This window comes from Gimesia alba (assembly GCF_007744675.1).
GTDB classification, from domain to species: Bacteria; Planctomycetota; Planctomycetia; order Planctomycetales; family Planctomycetaceae; genus Gimesia; species Gimesia alba.
This window is the reverse complement of sequence record NZ_CP036269.1, coordinates 500,412-513,871: the sequence shown is the minus strand read 5'-3', so window position 1 is coordinate 513,871 and position 13,460 is coordinate 500,412. Positions and strand designations below refer to the sequence as shown.

The 13,460-nt window shown below is 44.8% G+C and carries 8 protein-coding genes; 1 reads left to right on the top strand and 7 read right to left on the bottom strand.

From position 1 onward, the window contains the following. The first annotated feature begins 2 nt into the window (after positions 1-2). The gene (locus tag Pan241w_RS01960) at positions 3-2,210 is read left to right on the top strand and encodes a glycosyltransferase family 2 protein (protein WP_145210157.1); all 2,208 of its coding nucleotides are present in this window, start codon (positions 3-5) and stop codon (positions 2,208-2,210) included. Positions 2,211-2,421: 211 nt separating this feature from the next. On the opposite strand, the gene Pan241w_RS01955 is transcribed toward Pan241w_RS01960, so the two are convergent. From Pan241w_RS01955 to Pan241w_RS01925, 7 genes are all read right to left on the bottom strand, one after another. Beyond that, the gene (locus tag Pan241w_RS01955) at positions 2,422-7,116 is read right to left on the bottom strand and encodes a glycosyltransferase (RefSeq protein WP_198000275.1); all 4,695 of its coding nucleotides are present in this window, start codon (positions 7,114-7,116) and stop codon (positions 2,422-2,424) included. A 22-nt stretch (positions 7,117-7,138) separates the two neighbouring features. Beyond that, positions 7,139-7,660, bottom strand: coding sequence for a class I SAM-dependent methyltransferase (locus tag Pan241w_RS01950; protein ID WP_198000274.1), 522 nt, complete (start codon positions 7,658-7,660; stop codon positions 7,139-7,141). A gap of 22 nt (positions 7,661-7,682) precedes the next feature. Next, positions 7,683-9,950 (bottom strand): glycosyltransferase family 4 protein, encoded by a 2,268-nt coding sequence (locus Pan241w_RS01945; protein WP_145210148.1) that lies wholly within the window; start codon positions 9,948-9,950, stop codon positions 7,683-7,685. A gap of 519 nt (positions 9,951-10,469) precedes the next feature. Then, positions 10,470-11,723: a tyrosine-type recombinase/integrase gene (locus tag Pan241w_RS01940; RefSeq protein ID WP_145210145.1), complete on the bottom strand. Its 1,254-nt coding sequence runs from the start codon at positions 11,721-11,723 to the stop codon at positions 10,470-10,472. Positions 11,724-11,791: 68 nt separating this feature from the next. Then, positions 11,792-12,064, bottom strand: coding sequence for a helix-turn-helix domain-containing protein (locus Pan241w_RS01935; protein WP_198000273.1), 273 nt, complete (start codon positions 12,062-12,064; stop codon positions 11,792-11,794). A gap of 81 nt (positions 12,065-12,145) precedes the next feature. After that, complete coding sequence (locus tag Pan241w_RS01930) at positions 12,146-12,421, bottom strand: hypothetical protein (protein ID WP_145210142.1); 276 nt, start codon at positions 12,419-12,421, stop codon at positions 12,146-12,148. Between the two features lie 462 nt (positions 12,422-12,883). Continuing rightward, positions 12,884-13,270 carry a hypothetical protein gene (locus Pan241w_RS01925; RefSeq protein WP_145210139.1) on the bottom strand — a complete coding sequence of 129 codons (387 nt, stop codon included), beginning with the start codon at positions 13,268-13,270 and terminating at the stop codon, positions 12,884-12,886. Positions 13,271-13,460 lie beyond the last annotated feature (190 nt).

Below are 13,460 nucleotides of genomic sequence, written 5' to 3'. Positions count from 1 at the left end.
TTATGTCAGCTGGTTTTATTACTCTCGCAATAGGTGAAGGATATTTGCAAAAAGCCGTTGCATTCGCATTGTCTGCAAAGAGGTTCGGCTATTCCACAATTTTGATGTATGCAGATGCTGATCCAGTGTCCTATCAGAATGTATTCTCAAAGATAGTGAGCCTTGAAGGAACTAAAACAGTAAATACAACTCATACCTATCGTTGCTTTGAATTTAAGAAGTATGCTTATGAATTCTCCGAGGAGTTCGAATCTTGTGCGTTTGTTGATGCGGATTCATTGGTTATCCGAGACCCCAGTGAGATGTTCAAGTTAAGCGACGAATATCCGATTCATACACCTGGTGCGCGGGTTTTGCAAAATCACGAAAAATGGGGAGCAATTAATGAGTTGACCTCTCGTGAAATTTCGAATCAATTAGGAGCAGCAGTAGATGCTCCTCTTCACACGCTCAACGGTGGTTTTGTGATGTGGCGGCGTGGAAAATCTGCTGCTCAATGGTTTGCAGACTTCCAACGTGGTTTCAAAGAAATTTCATTTTTTTACAAACAAAAAACTGGTAAATCTCACAAGGTAAGGGATGAGCTTTGTATGTCAATTGCCTTTGCCTCTCAAAATATCTCACTACCGAAGTCAGATACATCGATTGGAATCTGGGATGCAGGTAATTTAGTCCTTGACATTGAAAAACAACTTTTTCAATGTCAAAAAGGGTTTTATTGGGAAGGACACACTTTTAATCCTTACATCGCACATTTTGGTGGAAGTAAGATATCACCTTTGTATCGCAAATTAGTTCGATATCTGCTTGGAATAAATCCTAAACTTAATCTTCCGCTTTTCGATACAGATCAAACGACGTCTTTGTTCAAGGAAAATGCAGCGTTCAATGGCTTTTCAATCAGTAGCATTGAATACGACTTTCTTGTTAATTTTGTGAAGCAGCACAAGATTCGACGGGTCTTAGAGTTTGGACCTGGTGCCTCTACTTGGGCTTTTCTTCAGGCGGGTTGTGAAGTTATATCCTTGGAGTATCAGGAGAAGTGGTATCAGCATTACTGCAAAATTTTTGAAGATCAACCACAGGTACAGATACTCAAGTTTGACAATCAACCAGAATTACATATCCCTGAATTAGAAAATAAAATATTTGATTTCGGTTTTATTGATTCTCCCGAAGGCACCCTTGGCAAGCATTATAAGAAGTTTTCTCGTTTAAATTCTTGTGAAATTGTCGCAACAAAAACACCACTATGGATGCTGCATGATGCAAATCGTCCTGGAGAGAAAGATACCCTTGCAGTTTTTATTGAGAGAGGATGGCAAAAGAACTCTCATGATAAGGTACCGAAATGTGTGAGCATGTCTCGTCCTTTCTCAAAATGCGAGAATTCAAGCGGAGTCACGATAACATCGAGAGATTTCACTCTTGATCATACAGCCCCCAAGCCACGCGCATACGATTTTTCTCACTGGCCTGTATTACCCAAAGCTTCTTGCCAATGCATTACTTACGGGCGTCCTGAATTGCTCAATGAAGCTATTGAATCGTTCTTGAGACAGGATTATCAAGGTGAGAAAGAGCTTATCATTCTTAATGATCATTCAGATATTTTATATGAAGAGTTTGACCACCCGGAGATTCATGTTTTCAACATCAAACAACGATTTCAATCAATCGGTGAAAAACGGAATGCATGTTGCGGTCTTTGTACTGGAGATGTGATCTTCCCTTGGGATGATGATGATATTTCCCTGCCTTGGAGAATTTCCTACTCAATTGAACAAATGAAGAATTGTAGTTACTACAAACCAGATCGTCTGTGGTACTGGAACAAAGGATCGATTAGGGTTTCCAAAACGATGGCTCATGGAATGGGAGCCTGGAGCCGTACTTTGTTCGATGAGGTTCAGGGGTACCCACATATACAAAGTGGGCAGGATCAGGCGATAGAAAAACTTTTTCAGAAGACTGGAAAAAGGAATGTGCCTGAAATAAATGAGAAAGATATTTTTTACATTTACCGTTTTCCAGGTACAGGCAGCTATCATCTTTCCTCATTTGGATATGGCAACGGACTTAAAGGGGCAGAGGAATTTGTCAGTCAGAAAGTTCGCTCTGGAATCTACAAAATCGACCCTCAGTGGAAGCAAAATTATGTGGGACTATCAAATGATGGTGTTGAACAATCGTTGGAACATATTATTTAATTGAACTTGAGATTGAATAGCACTGGTCTAAAGCTTTGTGTAATCATATCAAGGTTGCTTTGCTTATTTTACTCGTGTGAATCCTATGTCTGAATCTTTCAGTATTCAAACTATCTGGTCAGGAACATTCAGTTTTCGTTATGAGTAATTATTAGTTTTTTCCTGGAGTTGAAAAGTATTTCATCGCAGACTAAGTTCACAGAGCTTTAGTTTACATAAAGTTTAATTGCTGTGAAGCCTCTTTATGTCCTGGGAAAATTCGTAGTGTTTCCTGCCAGGCATTTTTTGCATTTAAAATATCACCTTGGTTATGATAAACATGGCCGAGGAGATTCCAGGTTTCTGCAGAATTCGGTCTAATTTCAAGTGATTTCCTGTAATTAGTGACTGCTTCTTCAAATTGATTAAGCTGTAGATACGCCGTTCCCAGATTATGGAATGCGGAAGCATCACCAGGATCCTGTTCGGCCAATTTATGCAAGACATTGAGTGAGTCCTCTAGCGTAGATTGTTCGAAGTGTAAACGACAGAGCTCTCTCAGCAAACCGAGTTCCTGTGGTTTTTGTGTGAGCTTTTTTTCCAATAATTCGATCGCTTGATTGGGATCGCCTTGCTGCTCCAAAAGTCGTGCAGAAAGAATGAAACCATCGATGTGGGTTTCAACTTGTCCACACATCGTCATTGTCAGCTGTTCGACCTGTTCCAGTTTCCTAGCTTTGAGTAGAGTTTCTCCCAGACATTTCCAGGCAGTGGTATAGTTTGGAATTTCTTTGATGATGAGGCGCCATTGTTCTTCCGCCTGTTCGTGCTTGCCCATGTCATCATAAACAACGGCGAGGTTATGCCGAGTTTTGTAACCACACAGGCCGACATCGATACTGGTAAAGTGACGATCGGTTTGTTCATTCAGGACTCGCAGATATGTTTTTTCTGCATCGATTAACCGACCAAAGTGGTGGTGTAACATCGCTTGCCGAAACAAAAGTTCCTTGTCACCGGGAAAGTGGGTCAGCCCCTGGCAACAATAGTCCCAGGCCTCCAGGTGTTGCTCGTTTTGAGAAAGGGCATTGACCAACAATGCGTAGGCCTTGCGAACCTGAGATTCACTGGGATGAGAGACATCCAGACATTGTTTCAGATACTTGATGGCCTCTGGATATTTCTCATCATCTGCATAAGTCATTCCCAGATTGAAGAGCACAAAGGGATGGTTGGGGCGTTCCGTATTATCCAATTCGAGGAGCCGATAATCGCGTTCCAGCTTTCGCTTTCGTCCTTCGACACTGTGATCAGATCCTGAATGCACAACATACAGATCGGTCCAGGATACATCGCCTCCTCTCCTACGGATGGCGGGAATTATCTGCTCATGAATTCGATGCTCAAAACGCAAATCCGGATAATTTCGAAACAGTTTCACATGATCCACGGCTGTCATACTGACATCACCTTCCGGTCCTGGGCAATGAACCTGCATGATAAAGCCCAGCAAGTGGTCTGGATGGTCTTGTGCCGCCAGTTCTTTTAGCTTTCGACCGCATTCTTCCGTGATAGTATCATCGGAGTCCATCCAGAAAATCCATTTTCCTAGCGCATGTTTGATAGACTCATTACGTGCGGCTGAAAAATCATCGCACCAAGGGAATTCAAACATGCGGGCACCGTACTCACGGCAAATATCAGGGGTGCGATCTTTTGAGCCGGTGTCAACAATGATAATTTCATCTACCCAGGGCTTAATGCTTTCCAGACAGGGACCGATGGTATCTTCATTGTCACGGACAATCATGCAGAGTGAGAGCGTATGTGGATAATCGACTTTGTCAGTTTCCATTGTGTCTTGAGACAGTTCTTTTTGTTCGACTGGTGTTTGCCATTTCTCTCGATATTTCTGCTCATTTTCTTGCATGATTCCTGTGAAATCTGCATTTGATCCAATGAAAGAGCGACTACCGAAGTGATGCACGAACGAGTCGGCAGCAATCACAGTACGGTACCCGGCAGCATTGGCCCTGCGACAAAAATCATCGTCTTCAAAGCATCCAATGCCGAAGCGTTCATCCAGTGTTCCAATTTTGTCAACCAACGTTCGTTTGAAGAGCATACAAAAACCGACCAGCCTGGATTCATCCAGCGACTGCTGATCATGTCGTTTTCCCAAATCCCAGGCGAAACCATCCAGGCTGGCTAAATCGGTATAGGTCACAGGGATCTGTTGAGGTCCGCTGATATTATTAGATACCGGGCCCACTATTCCGATATCTTCAGAAGAATGTAGTCGTGCCAGCAGGCGATGTAACCAGCCCGTGGTCATCAATGTGTCATTATTCAGAAGCAGAATATTGTCTCCTGAAGCAGCCGCGATTCCTTGATTCACGGCTGCCGGGAATCCTAGATTTTCGGAGTTCAAGATGACATCTGCGTCAGCAAGCGAGTTGAAGTAATCGGGGGTACCATCGGTGGATCCATTGTCGACCAGAATGAGTTCATACGGCTCATCGGTTCGCATTCTTAAACTGTCGATGCATTGCTGTGTGTAGGGCAGTTGATTATGCGTCACAATGATAATCGAAGTCAGGCCATAATCCGGTTGAGGGCGTTTGGTAGCGGTAATCAAATACTGATAGGCGTAGAATTCTTCGACTTCCTCAGGAGGGAGGCCATCAATGTGCAGACTGCCGATTTGAACTTTGCCCGGGTATCCCTGTTCTTGCCATTGCTGGTATCCCGGTCCTGGTACAATCTGGAGTTGGTCGATCTGGTAACCGGCGCGGAAGAACAACTTTTCAATTTCACGCCTGGTAAAAAATCGGTAATGAGTCTGATCAAGCAGTCCAGCACGTTCGTAAGTCCAGTTTCCTTCAATCAGGCCAGCGAGAACACTCTGATTTCTGACATTGGGGATACTGGCAACAATCGTTCCGTCTGGAGTCAGCCAATGGGCAATTTGCTTTAAAGTCTGATCCGGAGACTTCAAATGCTCAAGCACATCCGCACAAACCACACAATCAAATTCTGCTTCAGAAAATTCATTGGAGAGTGTTTCGATATCGTGTTGAACGACTCGGTCCAGACGATTACGGGCGTCCTGTGCTGCCAGTGGATCTAATTCAACTCCCGTGACCTGCGCTGATTGGCGCTGTTTGAGCGATTCACCCAAGCGTCCTGTGCCGCATCCCAGGTCGAGTATTGATTGTGCTGTTGACGGAATTAAAGCCACGACTTCTGGACGGGGGAATTCGAAATAGGGACGGTCCTGTTTGGATGAATTTTGAGAAAGTGTAGGAATTGTTTTATCTCCAACTTTTGATTCTTGAGAATGCTTACTTGAGGAATTTTCCAATAATGAAAGAGCCCGTATTACTGCTTGCTCGCTCAAGTCCATATGGTCTTCCCGCACCGAAAGCGCTTCTTCTCCACTGGCACCATCCAGATCGGTGACATCCGCTAACGATGACTGATGACGACGATTCAGCAGTAACGAAAAGATACGATCCGCTTTTCGAACCAGAAGTTCGTCAACCCCATATTTCTCTTTGTACGCATCGAATACATTTACCCATTCTTTTTGAAAAAAAGCTCCCCAGCCTACCAGTGACATCTGTGCCTTTCCGAAACAGTTCTCTGCATTCGCAAATAGATGGGGATGCTTGAGTCCATGGGCAATCCGATCGGGTGACGCGAGAAAGGCTTCATACAGTTCAGGAATGTTGTGGACGATACAATCATCGTCCTGCGTGAAAATAATTGGATGCTGCGCTTGTTGAGCACATAAAAACCGTCCATAAGTAACTAGATTTTGATCGGCTTGAATGACGTGTACGCCCGCGATGTCGATTTCCAGATGTATTTCCGGATTGTTGTTCCAGATCAGGATGTCATCAATGAACGCGTACTGCCGCAGATGGGAAATGATTTGACCGAGATTGTCAGGACGTTTCCAGGAAAGCAGACAGGCTGAAACGGATTTCTCCGGTAGGGGAATATGGTGATTTCTGTGACCTCGTTCTTCGGTTGAAGAATTTACAGGAGAGGGGGCCTGAACATTCATAGAAACGCTGGTTTTTGATTGCCGGTCTTCAATCGATGTCAGTAACGCCTGCATACGGTGCTGATACGTGTGCTGAGAAAACGCTAACTCGTGTCCCTGCCGAGCAAGTTTTTCCCGTTCTGACTCATGTTTCAGGTAATAGTCCACTTTGTCGAGCATTTCTTCAGGACAAGTATAGGTGGCAAAATGTTGTCCCTCTGAAAACAATTCAGCCTGTCCGTTCTCAGCCAGATCATTGGTGAGCAACAGACTGCCACAACCTAATGCTTCGAATACGCGCATGTTGATATCGTTTTTAACACTGTGGTTAAAGACTACGCGGGAAGCGGAATAGATGCGGGCCATCTCTTCAAAATATTTCTGGCCAATAAAGTGATCCGGATATTTTTGAACGAGCGTATTAAGTAAGTCACACCGCTCCTGGCCAATCAGATTTCCTACAAAAGAAAAGTCATACTGTTTCTCTACCTGATAGGGACGGTGAATTTCTGGATCACAGGCTAAAGGCAACCACAGTGCGGATGAAATGCCTTTGTTTTGGAGTTTTCTGGCACCATCTTGCTGCGCAGCAAACACAAAATCGTAATGAGACGCTTTTTCCACACACCAGGGTAAATCCATGTGTGTATCAATCACCCAGCAAGCTGCTGGTCTGAGATGCTCAGGTAAATGATATTGAAAGCCGTCGTCAATATTGAGAAACAGATCAAACTGATCAGCGGGAATTTCTGGAATTTCTTCTGGTAGAAAGTGTTCTACATCCACTAAATCTCCTAATGCACGTCGACAGTAAAATCCAGTCGTTTCGGGACGTGCCTGATTGTCAAAAATGAGAGCGATACGCTTGAAATTCACGGTGTTCCTCACTGAATTGAAGCTATTGTGCTTTGATGGCATAACAATATAAGTCGCTAGCCTGTCGATTATGTTTTAGATAGAGTTCCTCAAAGATCGTTTCCTGGATCCAGGAGAGAAACAGTGGCAGGCTGACATTTTGATAGAAGTTGGCATCAGGACCATAGCGGGTCCCGGTGCGCGTAGTCCCATGCTCCTTTCGCCCTTCACCTGCGCATGTCATGAAGAAAAGGCCACCAGGACGCAGGAGTGTTAACATATGAGAAACAGTCTGAGCAGCATACGGATCATGCTCAAAAGTTTCATTCGAACAGACGACATCGAATGATCCCGGATCGGACTGGAATTCATGTCCTAAGCAAATCTGGTCGACATCAGGGCCTGCCTCTGCATCAATTCCGGTGTAATCTGAATTAATAAATTCGTCACGCACAGAGCCGTTAATGTTGCGTGAACCGACTTCCAGAACTCGTGTCCCCTCAAAAAAGTTCGAAAATCGTTGTTTTACTTCGTGACAAAATTCTTGTTGTGCAGGATGCGCCATGGAGATCCTTTCCAAGTCATGATTATTTAAATAAAGGCTGATTCGTCTTATTGAAAAGTCGTTGGTAATCGCGTTGGATGACATCCTGCCATCGAAATCGTTCTTCAAATTGCCTTCTTCCATTTTCTCCATAGGCGTTTAATTGCTCTGGGTGATCGAGTAGTTGATTGAGCTTCCTTGTCCAGTCTCTGACATCTCCTGGTTGGCAGAGCAAACCTGTTTTCTGGTCTGAAACACTAAAAGGGAGTCCCCCAAGATTGCTGGCTATAACGGCTAAGCCACTGGCCATTGCTTCAACTGAAGTTCGACTCAGACCATCAGGAACGACAGTCGGTACGGCACAGAGATCAGAGTGCCGATAGTAGCGGGGAAGTTCTGCCTGTGACTTCCAGCCCACATATTTCACAAATTCCTGTTGTTCCTGAGGGGGATCAGAGGTCACAATCAATTCGAAGTCCTGCCTTGTCTTCCAGAGCTGTTCACAGGCTGCCAGTAAAACAGGGAACCCTTTGATTGGTTCATGGATGAGCCCGGCAAAGATGATGGAAACTTTGGACTCACTGATTTCTGAAGGGCACTTTTCGTCTGCAGGCAGTGGCCAGGGGAATCGGGAGTCATCCATTCCCCAGGTGACGACTTCCACACGATCACAAATAGATTCATATTGCGCTGCAATAGTGGGATTCAATACCAACACTGCTTCCGCATTTTGAAATGATTGCTGTAGGAGTTCATTGTATTCAGTCGATCCGACTCCGCTAAGCTGTCGTTCTAACTGGTGAAGCTGACCGGATCGATTTTTGACAAGGCAGTTAAAACACGTCTCCGCGTTGGTAAATTGATTATTTTCACAGGCAACAATACCTTGAGGTCCTGGAAGAATCTGTAAATTATTCAGGGGGCAAAGACACTCCAAGGCCTGCATTCGCAGAAAGTAAGGAAACTCATTGACGGCATCTGCCAGATGGGGTTTGAAATTCCAACTGTCTGTGATGAGCACACAGTCTGGCCCCCACTCACGAACTGCCATTCGAATACGATCCCGAATTGTATTTGCTTTCCATTCTTCTGGTGCAAAATTCAAGATTTGACTTTGAATAGGAGCACCAGATTCAATCTGGCCGATCTGCCAGGGATCATAGCGGACACAGAAGTGTCGCACTTCGTACCTAGACTGTTCCAGAAACTGAACCAGTTCCGTAGTATGGATATTGCCGCCACCCGTTGATGGCCAGTTATATAAAAAACTGACGATGGCGATTTTCTGGTTACCATCAGAATCAAGTGGTTGAGAGATGGAACCGTTAGATTCAGTCAACGTGGCTACAGAATTCACTGAGGGAACTGAGAATCTCTGAGACACTGTCTGCCTGGCAGATACACCAATCAATATGCGATCAATAATCGTTTTGAAACGCTTGCCGATGTTCTTCCGTGAAAGCGACTCTCGTAACTCAGCTCCAAATTCAAGCGTTCGTTCACGATATTCATCAGAAAACCAATATTCATGATCGTCGACTGAAGCTACTTGAAACCCTTGTTTGGCTAAATGTCTGACGCTGGAACTGTCTGAGTTCATAGCCAGAGGCAAACCGGATGCGAGGCATTCAATGGCTTTAGTCGGTGGTTTGTGTCTGGCCCGAAAATCTGTACCCTTGATATCGATTGCACAATTAGCAAGTCCGGCCCACTCAACGTGTTTGTCCGGAGTCCATTTCTCAATACGAACTGCCTGATTTCCAGTAAATCCTAGTTTGATTGGAGAGACAGCTGATGCTCTCTGCTCCAGATTCGTGAGAATCCACAGTTCACGAGGCAGTGGATTGCGGTTGATCCATTCAACCAAGGGGGGAAGATTTGAACAGATTCCCGTCCAGAGAATTGGTCCCTCTTCTGGCTTAAAACCAAGCGTTTCAGAAACGAATCGCACATGATGATCGAGATATTCTACAGGCGCATATGAGTTGAAATATTTTCGGAGCGATTCAGCGTGTGCGATGATCTGTCGGCATTGAAACAGCCAGTTTCCGTCTCGGTCAATGTCACGCACGGACCCGTAGCCATCTACAGGGCAAAAAATCACTGGGACATCTGGAGGTCTTGTCTCCATCAATTGCGGAAAGTCGTACTTAACAATGATGGCCAGATCACAATGGGGAATAGACTTCGTAAAGAATTCGATCTCATAATTCTTTGACAGCTCCTCTCCAATCTCTTTTCCGATCCATTCCCAGGAACCAATGCCAGGGTAAACAGGACCTATACCGATGTGAGATCGTTGCTCTGTCATTTATATTCCAGACGCTATACATCTCAACTCAGGGAATGCAAACCTGAAAAGAGAATGGAGTATGATTTATTGCGTTAAGAGTGATCAACGAGTTTTGAATTATTAACTCGAAATTTATTTCCAGGTCAGGATTAAAGGAAACAATAGATCTGCCCCCACGTCTATTGTGATTTTATGTTACGTTCTTATACTGTAATATCAAGTTATTATTTTATTTTAATATACATCAGATGTGATTAAACATGCACTATTGTGGTGTGATCATTTTCTTTGATTTGTGGTCCAAGTGTTGTGTTTACCGCTGAGATGAGGTTGAACTTATCGAGTACTGGAAATCTGACTGTGTTAAAACACAAAAACGATTCGAGACCTCGCTCATTTTGTAATTTATACGAAGGGTACCAGACAGATTTGAGTTTGAGGGACAATAACTAGTAGCTACAGTGGACAAATCACAGACACAGTTTCAATGAGATTGGAATTACATTGGATTCTATAGATACCATAATGGGGGAGCCTTCAATGAAACACTGACCGAATCGCAGCTTGTTTCACTTCGGGAAAGAGGTGACGATAACGACGGCGCATTTCTTCCGTCGTGTGTCCCACGAATTCATCGATCAGCCTTTGGTCAATTGAATGGGATGCAAGATTACTGATGAAGGAATGCCGCAGGCAATGCCACCCCGGAATGACGCTCCATTTACTGTTTTTCAACACTCTCTTGAAACTACTGTGTGCCTCATCACGTGTAATAGGTCGGGCTTTTTTAGCCTGTTTTTGATTGAATATATCCATTAGGGCGAATGTATATTTTCCACCAGGATGCTCGTCTTTCCATTCCTGCAGTGTTTCTTTCAGTAGCGAAGACATTGGAACCCTGCGCGTTGATTCTTGCCCACGACGACGCTTTTTCTCGCGAATAATAAGTACATCACCCCGAATGTCGGTGAGCTGCGATCGCATGAGTTCACTACGACGGGCTCCTGTATGTGCTGCCGCGACAATCATTGGATATAGAAACGTGTGCGATGCTTTCTTACGCACATGTTGAATCAATTGATCAATCTCATCTGTTCTCAGATACAAGCATTCCCAGAGCTCGCTTTGCTGTTCCTCAGTCAGATCGCCCTGTTCGATCTGAACTGTGATTTCATTGAAGGTTTGAAAGATAGGTCGTTCGGCTGACTTTGGAAGTTGTACATCTCGAATTTCAGGAATCTCAGAATCATGTTTGTCACGCTTCTTACCCCACTGAAGTACGCGTCTCAAAGTGACCAGTTCTTTTTTAATTGTATATGAGCTAACTTTTCCTTTCCGACGACCATTTTCTCTCCGACGTTTCTTGCTGTAGAGATCAAGGGCGTTCAAATCAATGTCTTCAATGACTACATCTTTCCCCAGAATGCGGAGTAAATTATTCCGATGTGTTTTTATTAACGAGATCGTTGATTCTTCCAGGGAATCGTCTGGCAACGAAGTAAAAAACGATTCGAAAAGGTCGTGAAGAGAGAGCCGAGTTTCAGAAATTGAATCACTATCACTGACATGAGGAGTTGTTAATTTGCCATCAGACAGCAAAAACGTTGGAATATCGGCATCAGGTGGCAAAGAAATTCGACCACTCTTAACGTCTCGAACCGTCTGTTCAAGATTTGCCAGTAATCGATTGGCTTCTGACTCGTCATCGGTATGCAGCGACCGCGTATACTTCTTGCCGCCGAACCGAAACACGACATTGAAATAGCCAGTGCGGTTCTCAAGTGAGGCCATGAGAGACGATAGCACCTTGCAGGAAAAACATTGTGAAGTCCAGATCTGCCCGATTGTGGGCGCCGTTTTCAATTTCGAAGGATGAGTGGTCTTGGACCATGATTTAGAATGCGTTGGACTTCTTCATGACTGACTCGCCATTCATGTTTCCGCCCATTAGCTTCCTTTTCTGCAGTAATACGACCAAGGCGGCACCACTCGCGGACTGTAAACTCGGCCCGGCCTGTAAGTTCCGCGAGATCCGCTGTGCTATACCATTCCTTCTGAGACTTTTGTTGGATCAGTTCAGAGAGAAGCATTTCGATCTTTTCGAGTCGATCCTCAATTTCTGGGACGTTCATCTGCATACCTTTCAAGTTTCGAGAAAGAGGGGACGGTGATCGAAGTTTCAATCACCGTCCGGAAATGAATCTGCCGGTGCTTCAATCCAGAATGATTTCGGCTTCAGCCCGTTCAACGTATGCCTGTGCCATTTGCAGCACGCGGACGGCCTGAGGTAATTCCGCCAGGTTGAAGGAAGAGGTATATTTAACGTCCTCCCCATCCTTATACCGTTTCTGCACATTGACACTGCGAACCGTGATGGGGCCTTCGTCTGTTTCAATTTCATGCCCGAAAACGGAAGCCGTGATGAATCCAATTCGGAACACTTTTTCCGGAGGATTATTACTGTTTCGTTTTGCACTTTTTTTAGCCATTGGTTCAACCTTTCTGTGGAAGGAACAGTTCTGAATTGCCTCTCATAGTTAATCAGCAACCCGTGAGATTCGTTTACCTGTCTGCATTGAAAAAACATCGAATCGAGCAGACAGACCGCGACCATGACACGAGTTTGCAAAGTGCGCAAGGAGATCGTGAACATTTTCAACGAGAGTTTGGCGGTCGTTTGAAACCGAACAAAGGGTGATGAGCGGGAGAGGATGTTCCGCTCATCGAATGAGATTCAAACAATGAATCGATTTCAGCCAGTCAAAATGCCTGGTACATCCAAAGATGACACTCGACGAAGTTGTCCAGCCTCCTGCCACAGAGGGTAGGTTTGATTCCGGAACGGTTGAGAGGGCAACCGTTCCGAAATGCTTTGATTCTCACTCCATTCTCGTTGGCTTGAGCAAGCTCCTGACAACCAACGAAAATCCTTCACCGTTGCGTTTGCATCCTTAAGCATCGTTCTGCTCCTCAGCTTTGCCACCGTTTTCAATAAATTCCCATGCTTTGATGAGTGCCATTGAAGCGGGCAGTAAATGTTCCGGAAAAAGAACGTGCGTTCGCTTTGTCTCATTGCCATCCCGGTAGGAACGGGTGAGACTGACCATCCACGTTTCGCGTGATTGTCCGTCGACAGAAGGAATCTGCTTGGGCCAGACAGCAGCGCTGATACCGCTGAATTCCACACGACAAATGGGTGGCTGTTTTGCTTCCTTAACCTTGTTAGTGGCGTTAGAAACTTTTGCCGGTGTTGTTTTCTTGTCATTTTCCATAATGATGAGGGAGTAAAGAAATTGAAATCCGTCAAATTGACGGGACGAAAGACCTGTCTCAACCAAATACCAAACCAACCCTCTCTGGTCGGGTTGAAGTTGAAACCGGTCGTTACATCCAATAAAAGTTGATGAGCGCGGGAGAATAACCTGCTCATCGAGTTGAATTCCTGATAGGAATTATGGTCAGCTTTAGAAAGCGTCTGGTACGTCTGAAAACGACACTCAACACATTCGCGAGCCTGCATCCGGAAGT